The organism is Sebaldella termitidis ATCC 33386 (assembly GCF_000024405.1).
Lineage (GTDB): Bacteria > Fusobacteriota > Fusobacteriia > Fusobacteriales > Leptotrichiaceae > Sebaldella > Sebaldella termitidis.
Genome location: NC_013517.1, coordinates 4,061,588 through 4,078,441, shown reverse-complemented (window position 1 = coordinate 4,078,441; position 16,854 = coordinate 4,061,588). Strand labels below are relative to the sequence as shown.

Annotated in this window: 15 protein-coding genes; 11 read left to right on the top strand and 4 right to left on the bottom strand. The window is 34.6% G+C overall.

Annotation, left to right across the window (positions count from 1 at the left end):
* Positions 1-8: 8 nt before the first annotated feature.
* From STERM_RS19055 to STERM_RS19040, 4 genes are all read left to right on the top strand, one after another.
* On the top strand, positions 9-1,595 hold the full coding sequence (locus STERM_RS19055; RefSeq protein ID WP_244407200.1) for a peptide ABC transporter substrate-binding protein: 1,587 nt from the start codon (positions 9-11) through the stop codon (positions 1,593-1,595).
* A 135-nt stretch (positions 1,596-1,730) separates the two neighbouring features.
* Positions 1,731-2,582 carry a MurR/RpiR family transcriptional regulator gene (locus STERM_RS19050; protein WP_012863255.1) on the top strand — a complete coding sequence of 284 codons (852 nt, stop codon included), beginning with the start codon at positions 1,731-1,733 and terminating at the stop codon, positions 2,580-2,582.
* A gap of 98 nt (positions 2,583-2,680) precedes the next feature.
* Complete coding sequence (locus tag STERM_RS19045) at positions 2,681-3,709, top strand: MupG family TIM beta-alpha barrel fold protein (RefSeq protein WP_012863254.1); 1,029 nt, start codon at positions 2,681-2,683, stop codon at positions 3,707-3,709.
* 56 nt (positions 3,710-3,765) lie between these two features.
* Positions 3,766-4,317 carry a cyclase family protein gene (locus tag STERM_RS19040; RefSeq protein WP_012863253.1) on the top strand — a complete coding sequence of 184 codons (552 nt, stop codon included), beginning with the start codon at positions 3,766-3,768 and terminating at the stop codon, positions 4,315-4,317.
* Positions 4,318-4,434: 117 nt separating this feature from the next.
* Here STERM_RS19040 and STERM_RS19035 read toward each other — a convergent pair whose 3' ends face one another.
* The gene (locus tag STERM_RS19035; protein WP_012863252.1) at positions 4,435-5,250 is read right to left on the bottom strand and encodes a DKNYY domain-containing protein; all 816 of its coding nucleotides are present in this window, start codon (positions 5,248-5,250) and stop codon (positions 4,435-4,437) included.
* Between the two features lie 549 nt (positions 5,251-5,799).
* Here STERM_RS19035 and STERM_RS19030 point away from each other — a divergent pair.
* The 6 genes from STERM_RS19030 (at position 5,800) to STERM_RS19005 (ending at position 12,536) form a co-directional block, all read left to right on the top strand.
* On the top strand, positions 5,800-6,504 hold the full coding sequence (locus STERM_RS19030; RefSeq protein ID WP_012863251.1) for a ribulose-phosphate 3-epimerase: 705 nt from the start codon (positions 5,800-5,802) through the stop codon (positions 6,502-6,504).
* Positions 6,497-7,063 carry a 6-phospho-3-hexuloisomerase gene (hxlB, locus tag STERM_RS19025; RefSeq protein ID WP_012863250.1) on the top strand — a complete coding sequence of 189 codons (567 nt, stop codon included), beginning with the start codon at positions 6,497-6,499 and terminating at the stop codon, positions 7,061-7,063. The genes STERM_RS19030 and hxlB overlap by 8 nt, the downstream gene beginning before the upstream one ends.
* A gap of 32 nt (positions 7,064-7,095) precedes the next feature.
* The gene (locus tag STERM_RS19020; protein WP_012863249.1) at positions 7,096-8,250 is read left to right on the top strand and encodes a mannitol-1-phosphate 5-dehydrogenase; all 1,155 of its coding nucleotides are present in this window, start codon (positions 7,096-7,098) and stop codon (positions 8,248-8,250) included.
* A 368-nt stretch (positions 8,251-8,618) separates the two neighbouring features.
* Positions 8,619-10,055 carry a PTS mannitol transporter subunit IIBC gene (locus tag STERM_RS19015; RefSeq protein ID WP_012863248.1) on the top strand — a complete coding sequence of 479 codons (1,437 nt, stop codon included), beginning with the start codon at positions 8,619-8,621 and terminating at the stop codon, positions 10,053-10,055.
* Positions 10,056-10,226: 171 nt separating this feature from the next.
* Entirely contained in the window at positions 10,227-11,111 is an 885-nt protein-coding gene (gene murQ, locus STERM_RS19010; RefSeq protein ID WP_012863247.1) for an N-acetylmuramic acid 6-phosphate etherase, read from the top strand.
* 24 nt (positions 11,112-11,135) lie between these two features.
* Positions 11,136-12,536 carry a PTS transporter subunit EIIC gene (locus STERM_RS19005; protein ID WP_012863246.1) on the top strand — a complete coding sequence of 467 codons (1,401 nt, stop codon included), beginning with the start codon at positions 11,136-11,138 and terminating at the stop codon, positions 12,534-12,536.
* A gap of 281 nt (positions 12,537-12,817) precedes the next feature.
* Here STERM_RS19005 and STERM_RS18995 read toward each other — a convergent pair whose 3' ends face one another.
* The 3 genes from STERM_RS18995 to STERM_RS18985 all read right to left on the bottom strand — a co-directional run bounded on the left by STERM_RS18995 (position 12,818) and on the right by STERM_RS18985 (position 15,913).
* On the bottom strand, positions 12,818-13,294 hold the full coding sequence (locus STERM_RS18995; RefSeq protein WP_012863245.1) for an SAM-dependent methyltransferase: 477 nt from the start codon (positions 13,292-13,294) through the stop codon (positions 12,818-12,820).
* Positions 13,295-13,362: 68 nt separating this feature from the next.
* Positions 13,363-14,187, bottom strand: coding sequence for a MerR family transcriptional regulator (locus tag STERM_RS18990; protein ID WP_012863244.1), 825 nt, complete (start codon positions 14,185-14,187; stop codon positions 13,363-13,365).
* Between the two features lie 115 nt (positions 14,188-14,302).
* The gene (locus STERM_RS18985; RefSeq protein WP_012863243.1) at positions 14,303-15,913 is read right to left on the bottom strand and encodes an alkaline phosphatase; all 1,611 of its coding nucleotides are present in this window, start codon (positions 15,911-15,913) and stop codon (positions 14,303-14,305) included.
* 191 nt (positions 15,914-16,104) lie between these two features.
* On the opposite strand from STERM_RS18985, the gene truA reads away from it, so the two are divergent.
* Entirely contained in the window at positions 16,105-16,839 is a 735-nt protein-coding gene (truA, locus tag STERM_RS18980) for a tRNA pseudouridine(38-40) synthase TruA (RefSeq protein WP_012863242.1), read from the top strand.
* The last annotated feature ends 15 nt before the right edge of the window (positions 16,840-16,854 follow it).

Here is a 16,854-nt window from a genome sequence, read left to right as displayed (position 1 = left end):
TTTTAACAATGTTACTATTACTGATTTTTATAGTATCATGCGGCAGTAAAAACGCCGAAGGAACAAAAAAAAGCGGTGATATAATAAAAATTGCAGTTAATCTGCAGTCAGAACCGAAATCACTGGATCCGCAGTTAGCATCAGATGCTTCCGGAATAACAATAGATTCCCTTATCTATGAAGGACTGACAAGACTGGATCAGGAAGGAAAAGTGGTTCCTGCTGCGGCCGAAAGCTGGGAGATAAGTGAAGACGGTCTTAAATGGGTATTTCATTTGAGAAAAGATATGAAGTGGGCAAATGGTGATCCTGTAACAGCAAAAGATTTTGCATTCGGATGGCTACGGGCACTTGATCCTCAAACTGCTTCAGAATATGCATACGAGCTCTATTATATAAAGGGAGCAAAAGAATATAACGAAGGAAAAGGAAAAAGAGAAGATGTGGCAATAAAAACTCCTGATGACAATACTTTGGAGATAGAGCTGAATCAGCCTACACCATATCTGCTTTCATTATTTTCATTTCCTACATATTATCCGGTAAATGAAAAATTTTATAATGAAGCCGGAAAGGATTTTTCGCTGTCAGCTGACAAAATAATGGGGAACGGACCTTATGCAGTGAAAAAATGGACTCCTGAGACAAGTATTCTGCTTGCTAAAAATGAAAATTATTGGAATAAGGATAATATTCATCTTGATGAGCTGGAGATAAAAATGATTTCTGACCAGCTTGCTGCACTGAATGCATTTAAAAACGGAGAGCTGGATATTACGGAGCTGTCAGGCGAGCAGCTGATAGAATACAGAGATGATAAAAGATTATATTCATATAATAAAGGTTCTATAAAGTTTTTAAAATTCAATGTTAAGAATAAGCTTCTTGCTAATCAGAAAATAAGAGAAGCTGTTTCTATGGCAATTGACAGAGATGAAATGACAGAAAATGTATCTAAAGGAAGCTTTATGCCTGCTTACGGATTCGTCCCTGAAGGATACGGCGGGTCAGCCGGCGGAGATTTCAGAAAAGAAAACGGAGATATATTTGAAAAATATAATCCTGAAAAAGCAAAACAGTTATTTCAGGAAGGATTAAAAGAAGTAGGAGAAACCGGGACTCCTACACTGACTTTGATGATTTATGAAGCACCTGATAATCAAAAACTGGCTGAGTATATTCAGGAAAAATTAAGAACAGTTCTCGGACTTGACGTAAAAATAGAGACTAATACTTTCAAAATATTCTCGCAAAATGAAACACAGGGTAACTATGATATGGATCTGTCTCAATGGGGGCCTGATTATCTGGATCCTATGACATATATGGATATGTGGGTAACAAACGGCGGAAACAATAAGACAAACTGGACAAATCCTGAATATGACAGATTAATGGACACCGCTAAAAACAGCGTGGATAATTCCGTAAGAATGAAGAGCATGATGGAAGCAGAAAAAATATTAGGTAAGGAACTTCCTATTGCTATGCTTACATATAATATAAAAAATATGCTTGTAAACGAAAGAATAAAAGACATGAATTTTACTAAAATTGCATCTGGATATGACTTTTATTATGTAAGAGTGGAATAAAATAAAGAAATATATATGAAAAAGTGGACATTTATTATGTTCACTTTTTTTTATGATGAGGAAAGTATTTTTTCTTTTTTCAGGGATATTTGCTATAATGCTCTTATATACCAATATTGGAAACGGGGAAATAATATGAGCTTGATTATCAAATTAAGAGAAGCTAAGAATTTTACGCCCAATGAAATAGGGGCGGCAAAATATATAATTTCACATTCTGATGAAGTAATAAGGCTTTCCTGTACTGAACTGGCAAAGAAAACATATACGAGTCCAGCTACGATAATCAGATTATGTAAAAAGATAGGGATCGGCGGATATCAGGAATTCAAGGTAATATTAGCCACAGAAATAAATTTTTTCATAAAAAACAGTATGGAAATAAATAAAAATAATGAAATAGACAAAAAAGACTCTATAAGTGATATTATAGATAAAATCAGCTCTTTGAGTATAGATTCCCTGAAAGAAACTAAAATTCTCACAGATAAAAATGTGGTAAAATCAGTGATAGATATGATTAATAATGCTGAAATTCTGGATTTGTACGGTTCAGGGGCATCACATTTCGTAGCCTTGGATGCAAATTACAAATTTATGAGAATAGGAAAAGTAACAGCAACATATGCACTTTATGACCAGCAGTATGTACAGGCAAAAAATTCCAATGAAAACCATGCTGCTATTATATTTTCCTATTCCGGTGAAACTGCTGAAATGATAGAAATAGCAAAAATTCTTACTGAAAATAAAGCTAAAATTATAACAATCACTAAAAATTCAGATAATACCCTTGAAAAATTTGCTGATAAGTCGCTTTATGTAACCGCAAAAGAAAATTTATACAGAAGTGCTGCTATATATTCAAGAATATCCATGCTGAATGTTATTGATATATTGTATACAGCATATTTTAACCTGATTTATGAAAAAGCACTGGAAGCATTGGGAAAAACAAGGATATCTAAAACGGAAGTAAAATTATAAAAAAATTCGTTTTTGATAAATTGATATAAAAGCATAAGGAAAATAATGAGAATAAATATAAAGAAGAAATATCTATTTTTAGAGCAGGAGGTAAGACTGTGAAGGGAATTTCCATTTTTCCGGGACTGGATTATTCAGTCAGAGAGAATGTTAATTATATGGAAAGAGCATTTAGAAACGGAATAGAATACATCTTTACTTCAGTGCATATTCCGGAAGCTGACAGAAAAAGAGTAAAAGATGAATTTGATATAATACTGACAGAAGCTGAAAAGCGAAAGATGAAAGTAATCGTGGATATTTCAAAGGGCTTTTTTGATGAATTCCGCTGGGAAGACCGCAGAATTTATGCTTTAAGGCTGGATTTTGGATTTAATGATAATGAAATAGTACAGTTAAGTCATAAATATAATATTCAGCTGAATGCCTCCACTGTTACCGAAGACTGGATGAAAAGGCTGATGGAATCCGGATTGAATGTAAGTAATTTAACAGTATGTCATAATTATTATCCCAGAAATAATACAGGAATATCACTGGAGCTTTTAACGGAAAGAAATAGGTTTTTCAAAGAAGCCGGACTAAAGATAACAGCTTTTGTCCCGGGAGGGGAGTTTCGACGCGGACCTTTATATGAAGGACTTCCTACAGTGGAATCACATAGAAATGTCCATATTCTTGCCTGTGCACAGGAGCTTCTGTATGCCGGGACTGATATAATAATAATCGGAGACAGCATGGCAAGTGAAAAAGAACTGGAAGCTTTAGGAAAACTGGAAAATGGAAAGTGGCTTCTTCCGGTATTGTTGTTTGAAAAAGCAAAGGAGATATATAAAGGCTTTTTGATACAGGAGCATACACAAAGGACTGATGTTTCAGAGGATACACTGCGTTCGGAAAAAATATATAAAGACAAAACTGTGGAGGTTTTTAATACAGGAATAAGGGCAGCAGGTACTGTTACAATTGACAATAAGCATTACGGCAGATATGCCGGAAGCCTTCAGATCGTAAAGAAAGAGCTTTCGGCTGATTACAGAGTAAATGTGCTTGGTTTTGTATGCGACGGCGGACTGCTTGTAGAAAAAATAAAGGCTGGAGAAAAATTTACTTTTTATCCTGTATAAAACAAGTATTTTTAAAAATAAAATGATAAGATAAATAGAATATAGGTGGTTAGGAAATGTTAGTAGATTTAAGTGTAAAGGTAAGCAAAACAGCTTCGGGAAATGCACTGGATAATGAAAAAATGGCATCCTTCGGGCATCTCGGAACTCATTTTGATGTAATGAACAAAGAGTTTCCGCTGGAATTCGTAAAAAGGGAAGGGCTTGTATTTAATGTAAGAGATATTAGGGAAAGGGAAGTACTTTCGGGGGATATTGATGTATCGAATATGTTTGTAGCATTTTATACGGGTTTTATTGATGATGAGGGATATGGTACAAAGAAATATTTTACAGAACATCCGGAATTATCAAATGAGCTTATAGATAAGCTTTTGGACAAAAAGGTTTCCATAATAGGTGTGGATTTTGCCGGTGTAAGACGGGGTGCGGAGCATACTCCGAAAGATCAGTACTGTGCAGACAGGGGAGTGTTTATAATAGAAAATCTTTGTAATCTTGATAAAATTTTACGGGGAAAAAATCAAGAAATATTTACTGTAAATACTTATCCGGTGAATTTTGAAGGTATGAGCGGGCTTCCATGCAGAGTTGTGGGGGAGATCTAAAAAAGCAGTATGATAAAAGCTCTTTAAAGAACATTTTAGCTATCACATAGAATACAAATTTTAATAAAGAACCAAATATTATATAAAACGGGAGATTTTACTTCTCCCGTTTTTTTGTTATCTTAAAAGTATTCGTTCCAGCTTATTATCATCAAGATTAATAGTGTATGAGTAATTTTTATCATGTGCTGTATTATTCTCTTGAGTATCAATATAAAAGGTTTCCGGATCTGCTTCGTCAAGTATAAGATTTTCAAAGTAGATATTATTTTTATCCTTTGAAAACCAGGCATTGAAAATAAAGAAGCTTTCCGGATCACAATTATTTATTCTTTTTTCTTCATAAAAAATAGAATTTTTATCTTTTGAAAACCAGTCATCAATAATTTCAAATGAATTGACATCAGCATTTTCAATCTTTTTTTCCTCATAAAATACAGAAGATTTATCCCTTGAAAACCAGTAGGAAATGACTTCAAATGTTTTTACATCAGCATTTTTCAGTAAGGAACCCTGATAATAAACTGATTTATTATCTTTAGAATACAGATCATCGATAATTTCAAAGGAATTCACATCAGCTTCTTCAAGCTTCAAATTCCAGTGATAGATCAAATTTTTGTCTTTGGCATAATATCTGTTTAAAACAATAAAGCTGCATAGATCTGCATTTTCAATTTTATAATCCATATAAAAAATAAAAAAATTATCTTTAGAATAATTTTTACCAATAATTTCAAAAGCTTCGGGAGAAGCTTCGGGAATTTTTCTGCCGTTTAGAAATACAGATTTATTATCTTTAATATAATGATTTTGCAGTATATCATTCCCATTAAAAGGATTTTTCAAAAAAGTCAGGGAATGAGGATTTATATTTTTTACAATATTATTGTTGAAATAGACTTTATTATCTTTTTTTAAATATCTTTTCAAAGTTTTACTCCTTTATAAAAGAACAGCTAAGTAATTATAATTTATTTTCCGGATAAATTCAATTATTAATAAATAGAAAAAGAAATATTGTGATATTGAAATAAATAAAAAAATTAAATATGCAGGCAGCCCAGGATAATATCGAAAACAAGAAAAATCCAAGCAAAAAATACTTATCATAACAAATTTATGCATTTTTATGCTTATAATTATCGTTTTTATGCATGTATTTTCGGTTGAAGTGTGGTTTGAGCTTTGAATACAGGTGCTTTAGAATTATTTTGAGGAAAATCTTTATGAAAAATATTGTACAGGCATAATATCCAGATTTAAGAATAAAAATCGGGATATTTTCTTAGAAATTTACATTTTTTTCTAAATCTGAATTTTTTTTATTTATAGAAAAAATATTTTTACAAAGACTAAAACAGCATTTTTTGCATGTATTAGAATTTATTTGTGCATATTTTTATTTTATTTTGCATGTTTATGCTTGACAAAAAATAAAAACAGGATATAATAAGTGTATCGAAGCAAAGGAGGAACAAAATGAAAAAAATAGCAATATCACCATCTGTAATGTGTGCAGACCTTGTTAATCTGGAAAACAGTATAAAAGAACTCGAAGCAATAGGTGTAGATTCGCTACATATAGACCTTATTGACGGTTTATTCAGCCCGAGTATGCCTCTTGGAATTGATACTGTAAAAAAACTGAGAAAAATAACAAACATGGAATTTGATGTACATATTATGTCAATGAATAATGAACTGTTTATAAATGAAATGCTGGACATAGGTGCAGAAAGTATAACTTTTCACTATGAAAGCAGTTTTCACACAGACCGCCTGATAAATTTAGTAAAACGAAGCGGTGCTAAAGTAGGAGTAGCGTTAAATCCTGCTACGTCCCTTTCAGTTTTGGATTATATTCTTCCGCAGTGTGACAGCATATTATTAATGCTTATTAATCCCGGTTTCGCGACGGATAAAGGTGAAAAACAGGTAAGCTATGCTGATAAGAAAGTAAAGGATCTCTCTGAATTAATAAGAAAAAATAATTTAGATGTAAAGATTCAGGTAGACGGACGTGTTTCTCTGGAGACTATTCCAAAGCTTGTAAGTGCAGGAGCTGACAGTCTTGTAGTAGGAAGTACAAGTCTTTTCATTCCGGGAAATACGATAAGTGAAAACAAAAAGCTTTTAGATATAAGTATAAGCGAAGGACTGAAAGGAGGTAATTTTAATGGCTAAGCCGGATTATAAGGACGTACAGAAATTAATAACAGAAGAGCTTGCAGTAACTCTGGGACAGATAGAAGAAGCCGAAGTGGAAAGGCTTCTGGATGCTATTCAGAAAGCAGAGAAAGTGTTCTTTGTAGGTGTAGGAAGGGTGCTTTTGTCACTAGAAGCTACAGCCAAGAGGCTTGCACATCTCGGGATTAAAACATACGTGGTAGGACAGATAACGGAACCGGCAATAACAGAAAAAGATCTTTTAATAGTAGGTTCCGGAAGCGGAGAAAGTGCTTTCCCGCTGATTATAGCCAAAAAGGCTAAAAGCCTTAATGCAGCAGTAGCTCATATAGGGTCTAATCCGAATAGTTCAATGAAGGAGAATACCGATATATTTGTGAGAATTCCGGTGAGTACAAAGCTGAATCTGCCGAATGAAGTACCGTCTGTGCAGCCTATGACAAGTCTTTTTGAACAGAGTCTGCTTCTTTTGGGAGATACACTTGCCCTGATGATTATCAGAGAGAAAAACATAGATATGAAATCACTGTGGCAGTATCATGCAAATCTGGAATAAAAAAGCAAAATCTGTAGAATAAGGAGTATGATATGAAAGCAGTACATTTTGGAGCTGGGAATATAGGAAGAGGCTTTATAGGGAGTTTATTAAGTGAATCAGGTTTTGAGGTTTGTTTTGTGGATATAAACAGTGAAATGGTGAACAGACTTAATAATGATAAATTTTATATAATGAGAATACTGGAAGGAACAGAAAATTTCAAAAAAATATCACCTGTTAAAGCATTAAACAGTCTTACACAGGAAGATGAAATTATTTGTGAGATAGCAGAGGCAGATATTATTACTACATCAACAGGAGTGAATAATCTGCCGCGTATAGCACCGATTCTTGCAAAAGGTCTGCTGAAAAGGTTTGACGGAAAAACAGATAAAATAGATGTTATAGCTAATGAAAATGCCATAAATGCATCATCGACATTAAAACAGGAAGTATTAAAGCTGGTTTCCGAAGAAGAAGCAGATATAATAGAAAAATATACAGGTTTTCCAAATTCTGCAATAGACAGACAGGCATTGTCAGAAAGTAAAGATGGTGTGGATATAGCTGTAGTGGAACCTTATTATGAATGGGTTATAAATAAACCGGAAATATTAAATACAAAAACACTGGGAATAAAAGGTGCAGTATATGTAGAGGATATGAAGCCTTATATAGAAAGAAAGCTTTATTGTGTAAATGCCGGACATGCAACAGCAGCATACGCGGGATTTCTGGCTGGATGCAGTACTGTACAGGAAGCGCTGGCAAAAGATCAGATCAGAGATTTTGTAAGGAATACCATGAGAGAAAATGCACAATATCTTATAAAAGAGTACGGCATACCGGAAGATGAAATGAATGAATATATTGAGAAAACATTGAAACGGCATGGGAATACAAGCATCAGTGACAGTGTATTCAGAGTGGGAAGATCACCTGTAAGAAAAGTCGGATATGACGAGCGGCTGACAGCGCCCGCAAGAAAACTTCATAATATGGGACTGCCTGTTGATTTTATCAGCAAAGCAATAGCTTCAGCTTTTTGTTTTTATAATCCTGAGGATGAAGAAGCTGTAGAAATACAAAATTATATAAAACAGCATGGAATAAAAGAAGCGGTAAAGCATTTTACCAAGCTGGAAGACGGAGAACTGACAGATATAATTGTAAAAAAATATGAGACAGTCGTATCTGCAAAATAAGCAACAGCAAGATAATTATACTGCATGACAAAAAAGCAGTTTATTATAAAGTATTATAGAGAAATAATGTTTATTTTAATACTGAAAAATAAATTTCATAAAGTCTTGAAGATATAAAATTTACGGGAATAAATAAGCAAAAGTATCAGATAGATTAATAAAGAGAAGCAGAAAAGATAACAGGAATAGGTTATGATGAAAAACATAAAAATTATGAAATAAATACTTTTAAGTGGTATTTTAGTGGCGGAACTTATTTATATCAAGTCACGACACTAGAACATTGAAATATCATTTCTCTTAATTTATCTGTCAGGGATGGATTACCTGCAGAAAGAAAATTAAATGTAAGAATAAGGAGGAATAAAATGAATATTGATACTGGTTTTTCTGGTCAAAATGCTTCGGCACGTGCGAAAGTTCAAGCTTTTGGCGGATTTTTAACTAATATGGTTCTGCCTAATATAGGGGCTTTTATAGCCTGGGGAATATTAACTGCCCTGTTTATACCTACAGGATGGTTTCCAAGTGAAAAGTTTGCAGTTCTGGTCGGGCCTGTCATAAAATATCTGCTTCCTGTACTTTTAGCCTATACCGGAGGAAAAATGGTAGCGGGACAGAGAGGGGCGGTAATGGGAACTCTTGGTGCCGTGGGACTTATTATAGGTGCAGAAATTCCTATGTTTCTTGGAGCAATGATAGTAGGGCCTCTCGGAGGATGGATAATCAAGAAATTTGACAAGGCTATAGACGGTAAAATACCAAGCGGTTTTGAAATGATAGTAAATAACTTTTCAATAGGGATTCTTGGCTTTATACTAATGATGTTTTCTTTTATAGTAATAGGACCGGCTATAGAGGGTGCCAATAATTTTGTTACTATTGCCATAAAAGCACTGGTGGCGACAGGATTTTTACCTTTGCTGTCATTAATCAATGAACCGGCAAAAGTATTATTTCTGAATAATGTAATAGACCAGGGTATTTATTATCCTTTGGGAATGCAGGATACTCTTGATGCAGGAAAATCTATTTATTTTATGGTAGCTTCTAATCCGGGACCGGGGCTTGGTCTTCTGCTGGCATATTCTGTATTTGGTAAAAAATCTGCTAAAAGAACAGCACCGGGTGCTATAATAATACACTTTTTTGGAGGTATACACGAATTATATTTCCCTTATGTATTAATGAAGCCGCTTACAATTATTGCAATGATTTTAGGAGGAATGTCAGGGATAGCTACTTTTCAGCTCTTTGGAGTGGGCTTAGTAGCAGGACCTAGTCCGGGGTCAATATTTGCTTATCTTGCACTTACTCCGCGGGGAAATTTTATAGGAGTAATAGCCGGAGTTCTGGTAGCAACAATTGTTTCGTTTTTTGTCACTTCTTTTATACTAAAACTGGATAAGAGTGCAGACGAAGAAGACGATGTTTTTGAAGAGTCAGTGGCAAAATCAAAAGCCATGAAGGCAGAAGGAAAGGAGCTTTTGAATAAAGGCGGAGAAATACTTGCCAATATAAAAAAAGTAGCTTTTGCATGTGATGCAGGTATGGGAAGCAGTGCTTTCGGAGCTGCTACTTTCAAGAAAAAGCTTCAAAAAGAAAATATTGAGGATATTGCAGTAAATAATTACAGCATAGAAAATATTCCCGAGGATTCTGATGTTATAGTAGTTCATAAAAATCTCGTGGGCAGAACTGAAATGTCTCATAAAGGGAAAAAGATAATCGCTATTACGAATTATTTAAATGATCCGAATATAGAAGAGCTTTTGGAAAATATAAAAGAAAGCAGAAAAAAATAAATAAATGAAGAAAGACCGTATTAAAAAATTAATTTAATACGGTTTTTTCTTTTGGACAAAGTTTTCTAATTTTGAAATTTTTTTTCAATTTTTAGGTTTGGAATTGAAAAAATAATACAATACGGTATAATATAATAAAAATTAATAATATAGTATAGAAAGGGAGACAATATGCTTGAAAATCTTATGACCGAAAAAAGAAATCCGAAAACACAAAATCTGGATCAGATGAGTACGGGAGAATTTCTTACGATAATGAATGAAGAGGACGGAAAAGTAGCTGCTGCTATAAAAGAAACACTTCCCGATGTAGAGAAAGCTGTAAAAATAATCATAAAAAATCTGAAAAACGGGGGACGTATTATTTATATGGGAGCCGGAACCAGCGGAAGACTCGGAGTACTTGATGCAGTGGAATGTTCTCCTACTTTTGGAACAATAGATGAAGTACAGGGAATCATAGCAGGAGGAGAGGGAGCTTTTGTAAAAGCTGTAGAAGGCGCCGAGGATTCAAAAGAGTTAGCGGAAAAAGAACTGAAAAAATTAAATATAGGAAAAAATGATACTATAGTGGGGATAGCTGCAAGCGGGCGGACTCCTTATGTAATAGGCGGTTTGGAATATGCACGGAGAGCGGGAGCAGATACAGTATCAATAAGCTGTAATAAGAATGCAGAAATTTCAAAATATGCTGATGCAGCAATCGAAGTGGACTGCGGTCCGGAGGTACTCACAGGTTCTACGAGATTAAAAGCCGGAAGTGCACAGAAAATGATATTAAATATGATTTCCACGGCTTCTATGGTGGGTGTAGGAAAGGTATACGGGAATCTGATGGTGGATGTAAGGGCAACAAATGAAAAACTGGTGGAAAGAGCAAAAAGAATCGTAATGGAGGCTACAGGAGCATCATATGAAGAAGCGGAGCGAACTCTTGTTTCGGCAGAATGGCATGTAAAAACTGCAATAGTAATGATACTCGCAGGCTGTGAATATGAAGAAGCAGTACACAGGCTGGAAAAGGCTGATGGTTTTGTAAGAGAAGCCATAAAATAAAATCTAATATAAGAGGAGGAAATTATGGATTATAAAAATCTTGCAAAAGAGATTCTTGGTGACTTGGGTGGAACTGAAAATATAAATAGTTTTACAAACTGCATGACAAGACTGCGTATAAATGTTAAAAATCCGGAACTGGTGAATTCCGGGAAGCTGAAGGAATTAAAAGGAGTGCTCGGCGTAGTTCCGGGAGAGCAGACACAGATAATAGTTGGTGTAGGTCATGCACAAAGATTAAGGGAAGCATTCGGTGATGTAGCAGGAATGTCGGGCAGTTCGGAAATAAGCGAAAATCTTGATAATCTGGAAGAAAAAACAAAAGAAAAAGTAAAATCAAAGCAGAAATCCTCTTTTCAAAAAGGGTTAAAACATATAGGGAATATTTTTATTCCTCTGATACCCGGTTTTGTGGGAACAGGACTTGTACTTGCCATCACTAGAATATGGAGTGTTTTTGACGGAGGAATATCGGCTAATCCGTGGTTTGCTCTTTTAGTGGCAGTAGGCGGTCTTCTGCTAAGCTCATTAAATATATTGGTCGGATATAATGCAGGAAAAGAATTCGGAGGAACTCCTGTTTTAGGTGCCATCGCAGGAGCAATGATAGCCATGCCTGCTTTAGCCGGACAGCCTGATAAGCCGCTTACTTTGTTTAATGGTTTTATTAAACTGTCTCCTAATCTTGGCGGTGTATTAGGAGTAATATTCGCAGCTTTTGTTTTTGCATTTATTGAAAAAAAACTGAGAAAAGTAGTGCCTGCTTCGCTGGATCTGCTTATAATTCCTGTTTTAACTATACTTGCAGGCGGTATTGTAACAATAGCAATAGTAATGCCTGTAGCGGCAGTGATAATGAAAGGGGTAACTTTTGTACTTTTGGATATAATGCTGAATAAAGGCGGAATAATAGGCGGATATGTGCTGGCAGCTTCATTTCTTCCGCTGGTAATGCTGGGAATACATCAGGGACTTACACCGGTACATATCCAGCTTATTCAGGATTATGGTTATACGGTTTTATTTCCGATACTTGGAATGGCGGGAGCAGGGCAGGTAGGCTCAGCTATAGCAATACTTGTAAAAACTAAAAATAAAAGGCTGAGAGAGCTGATAAGCTCCGCACTTCCGGCAGGTTTTCTCGGAATAGGAGAACCATTGATATACGGGGTTTCACTTCCGCTGTTTTATCCTTTTATAACAGCATGTCTGGGTGCAGGCTTTGGAGGAGCTGTACTGGCAGCTGCCAAGAATGTAGGAAGTACAACAATAGGGCCGTCAGGCTTAGTACTTCTTGCTGTAGCTGACAGCAACAGATCAATGGTATGGTGTTTTGTAGCTCTTGTGGCTTCATATCTGGGTGGATTTATTCTTACTTATCTTTTTGGATATAATGAAAAAATGCTGGAGAGACTGGAAGACTGATTTTCTGTCTAAATATGAAAAAATACCAATAAAATTGGAAACAAATTCAAATAAAAGAATAAATAAAGGAATTACTAAGAAAACAGAGTTAGAATGTTTACATAAGAAAAGAAAGAAATTTTTCTTCATAAAACTCCTTCATGAGACTCAGCAATGGGTCTCTTTTATTATATAAATTAAAAAAAATATTAGCGGATTTTTATGTCTGTAACTTTAAGTTACACAAAAAATCCGCTGAAGAATAGTATATAAAAGATTATACTGCAAAAAGAATAAGCAAATTAAAAATTAAACTCATCTTCCCAGTTAAAGTCACCTGATTTTTCTATACTTTCCGGCCAGTGTCTGCACCATTCGGGAGAGGTGAAGTTTTCGACCCTGTCCAAGCTTGCTGTATACGGCTTCAGATCAATAACAGGTGTATTATTTTCAGCATCAGTATAAGCTATCTGAATAATCCCCTTTTCGCAGTCAGTATGTATAATCTGTGCAGTACTCACAGCAACAGGATTCGGTCTTAAAGGTGAACGTGTGGCAAAAATTCCCATTACTGAAGGAGAGTTTTTATAAGGCTGATTTGTCGTAAGAGTATTTCTCATTTCCTCTGAATCGCATTTATCAGCCCACCAGATAATGTTCACATGGCTGAAGCTGTTCAGTTCTTTTAATGCCGGAATGTATTTTTCATCTATACAGATAAAAAATCCTTTCTCGTTACTGATAATTTTCCCTACAGGATTAACATAAAATTGTTTCATAATAATTACCTCCATCTATGATTTATCAGTATTTTAAACCCTGTCACCATGTGAGAGTCAAGCAGATTTCAATAATTTTTTTTCAGTGGTATCTGAATCTCGGTAAGATATCCCAACGGGTCCTTTTCATTCCAAGGACCTCGGTGACAAATCTGTCTGTTTTTACCAGACATTCTGTATTCAGGCTGCTCGGAGATCCATTCTATAAATGCAAGAAATGCAGAGGCTATTTTTTCATAAGGACCGAAAACCATAGTGCACGCCATTGTTTCGACACCTTTTATTTTACGGTAGACAAATCCGTCCTGATTTTTCCCTGTTTTTTCCACTACAGTACAGACTTCTATATCAATGTTGCTTTCTTTATGCCCTGAATCGTGATAAACAGCAAAATCATAAGGATTTACAGGAAGTTTTATTTTATTGTTTTCAATAAAATCATATAATTCTTTCCATAATGTACCTTCGGAGAAATAGTCAGGAACAGTTTTTCCCAGAGCTAATACTGTAAAATCAGGTATTTTTTTTATGTTAAAATCATAATTTATTGAAAAATTTTTATTTTCAATACTTTTTAAAAGATTTTTCAGTCTGGCAGCTTTAAGTTTTTCCTGCTGTATATTTTTTTCAATTTCAAGCTTTTTATTTTCCATCTGCTTATACATAAAGTCTCCGTTCCAGTTTTTTAAGGCATTGGAAATTTCTGCTGTTCCATATCCTAAATCTCTCAGAAAAATAATTTTATGGAGATCACGGATTTGACTGGAAGAGTAATATCGATAGCCAGTAAACCGATCAACTTTTTCAGGTTTTAAAAGATCATTTTTATCATAATATCTGAGCATTCTCACAGAAATTTGTGTAAGTCTTGAAAATTCACCTATTCTAAACAATGTAAACCGCCTTTCCAAATCGTTTTTATTATTATATATTGTATATGATTATACTTCAATAAAAAAACTGCCCGAATTTTGGAGGCGACTTCCAAAAAGACGGACAGTTTTTAAGTTAATTAATAAGCTCTAAGGCATTGAGCGGGATAAAAAGCTCTTCGCCGTTATAGACAACAACGCCGTTAAAACTAGTTTTTTTGTTATTAGTTTCAAAATAATTTCTATTTTCAAAAAATATGTATTTGCTATTGTTTTTTTCAAGGATAAATTTTGGATTATTTTTATCTGAAAGATCATTGGAAACAGTTATTCCATAGCTACCGAAATCTTTTGAGGGAACAAATAATTCACTGCTCAGTTTATCAAGGTCACCGCCCATAGCTTTTGCCATGTAACGGGCAACGTCTGAATTTTGTACTGTTCCTCCGAGGATATTTTTATAATCATCAGCATACACATAAAGTACTACCTCTTCACCTGTGTGTCCGCCTGTAGTCCAGCCGATATGCGATCTTTTGTTCAGCATTTCTGAAAGGATTTTTTGTATATCAGAGGTTTTATTTTTGGATTTAAGATTTTGGATCTCCTCATCTGAAGGTGTAAAGCCAAAATATTTTTGAACTAAATCAGCAGTATTTTCAGGTTTTTCAGCTATTCTTTTTGAAAGAGCCTCCTCTGTAGAAGTCACTTTTCTTAATGTAGAAACAAAGCTTTCCAGAGGAATTTCCGGATAGTTGCCTGTCGTGTCCTGATTTCCTATTGTAATTCCTCCGTTTCCATGATCACTGGAAATAATAACAAGAGTGTCTTTGTTATTTTTGGCAAAATTCAGGGCAACACCCACAGCATCATCGAAAGATTTGATCTCGCTTATCAGACCGGCAGGGGAATTGGCGTGAGCTGCCCAGTCTATTTTTGAGCCTTCCACCATAAGGAAAAAGCCGTTTTCATTTTTTGAAAGCAGTTCAATGGCCTTTTTTGTCATATCGGCCAATGACGGCTCAGTAGTTCTGTCAATATCATACGGAATGTCCTTAGAAGAAAAAAGACCCCATACTTTTCCTGTTTTCAACTGTTCAAGCTCTTTTTTGTTTTTTATTACCTTATAATTATTATTCTTTAATGCAGCGGTCATATCTTCTTTATCTTCTCTGTTTTCAGCCTTTAGAAAAAATTCGCCGCCGCCAAAAACTACATCAAGATTTTGGAAAACCTGCTGTTCTGTAATATCATTATAATTTGATCTGTGTGTGGCATGTGCAGTAAAATCAGCAGGTGTAGCGTGCATTATTTCCGAGGTAGCTATGATTCCGGCAGATTTGCCCATAGATTTGGCAAGCTCCAAAACAGAAGCCACAGGGGAATAATAATCTTTTTCGTCATTTTTGTCAGAACCGTAAAGAGTTGCTTTTTTAGGCTTTACCCCGATAAGCTTATCCTGTGTTTTGTGTCCTGTTGCCAGTGCAGTTCCGCCGGGTGCAGAGTCTGCAATAATAGTATCAGAATTATGGGTTCTCACAAGCCCGGAAGCTATTTCATCCATATTTAGAGGTTTTCCGTCATTATAAACCCATCTTGTAAGTGTTACTCCGTCAGTACTCATTCCGTCAGGTATAAGAATAATAACATTTTTTGCAAAGCCTGTTTCTGTTTTTTCGAGGGGAACAGTATAAGTTTGTGTAAATATAGTAAAAAAAACCAGTAATAGAAATGCTTTTCCTTTCATAATCAATATATCCTCCTGTTTAAAATATTTTTTTCATTATAACTGAGCAATGTAAAATATTAATAAATTTTCTGAAAAAATATTGTAAAAAGAATGCTGTATTCTTCAAAATATGGACTTTACTTGATAAACAAAGAATGAATTGTTATAATATTTTATAAATTGTGGTAATATAAAATCAGGGAGAGAAAATGAAAAATATAAAAATAGTTTATGAATATGACGGATCAAAATTTTCAGGATTTCAGAGACAGCTAAACAAAAAAACAGTGCAGGGAAGTATAGAGGAGGTAATCAAAAATTACTTTAACGAGGAAGTAAATCTTCTTTCATCGGGAAGAACAGACAAAGGCGTTCATGCATTGGGACAGGTTTCTAATTTTTTTATGGAAAAAAGTATATCTCCTGATATTATAAAAGGTATATTAAACAGAGCTCTCTCAGGGAAAATAAGAGTAACAGATGCCAAAGAAGCTGACAGTGATTTTCATGCAAGATTTTCTGCCAAAACCAGAACTTATCTTTACATAATGAAGCTTAAAGATGAAATTACCCCCTTTGAAAGCAGTTATGTTTCAGCCCTTGACGGGAAAATTATTCCTGAAAAGCTGCAAAAAATTATGGAGCCGTTTATAGGAAGGCATAATTTTGACAGCTTTAGAAAAAAAGATAAAGATAATAAAAATCCTGAAAGAGAAATCAATAATATCAGATGCTATGAAGAGGATAAAAGGCTGTTTATCGAAATAGAAGGAAAGTCATTTTTGAAGACAATGATAAGAATTATGATAGGAAGCGCACTGGCTGTGTATTTTGAAAAGAGAAACCCGGATTATATATGTGATAAACTTGATAATCCTGATTCCGACGGTGAAAAAATACTTGCTCCGTCAGAGGGTTTATACTTATATAAAGTAAATTATTAAAACGTAAGAAAAAGG

Excerpts from the sequence above, each read along its gene's own strand:
- STERM_RS19055 (WP_244407200.1), top strand. The coding sequence starts at position 9 with ATGTTACTATTACTGATTTTTATAGTATCATGCGGCAGTAAAAACGCC.
- STERM_RS19050 (WP_012863255.1), top strand. The coding sequence starts at position 1,731 with ATGAGCTTGATTATCAAATTAAGAGAAGCTAAGAATTTTACGCCCAAT.
- STERM_RS19040 (WP_012863253.1), top strand. The coding sequence starts at position 3,766 with ATGTTAGTAGATTTAAGTGTAAAGGTAAGCAAAACAGCTTCGGGAAAT.
- STERM_RS19030 (WP_012863251.1), top strand. The coding sequence starts at position 5,800 with ATGAAAAAAATAGCAATATCACCATCTGTAATGTGTGCAGACCTTGTT.
- hxlB (WP_012863250.1), top strand. The coding sequence starts at position 6,497 with ATGGCTAAGCCGGATTATAAGGACGTACAGAAATTAATAACAGAAGAG.
- STERM_RS19020 (WP_012863249.1), top strand. The coding sequence starts at position 7,096 with ATGAAAGCAGTACATTTTGGAGCTGGGAATATAGGAAGAGGCTTTATA.
- STERM_RS19015 (WP_012863248.1), top strand. The coding sequence starts at position 8,619 with ATGAATATTGATACTGGTTTTTCTGGTCAAAATGCTTCGGCACGTGCG.
- murQ (WP_012863247.1), top strand. The coding sequence starts at position 10,227 with ATGCTTGAAAATCTTATGACCGAAAAAAGAAATCCGAAAACACAAAAT.
- STERM_RS19005 (WP_012863246.1), top strand. The coding sequence starts at position 11,136 with ATGGATTATAAAAATCTTGCAAAAGAGATTCTTGGTGACTTGGGTGGA.
- STERM_RS18995 (WP_012863245.1), bottom strand. The coding sequence starts at position 13,294 with ATGAAACAATTTTATGTTAATCCTGTAGGGAAAATTATCAGTAACGAG.
- STERM_RS18985 (WP_012863243.1), bottom strand. The coding sequence starts at position 15,913 with ATGAAAGGAAAAGCATTTCTATTACTGGTTTTTTTTACTATATTTACA.
- truA (WP_012863242.1), top strand. The coding sequence starts at position 16,105 with ATGAAAAATATAAAAATAGTTTATGAATATGACGGATCAAAATTTTCA.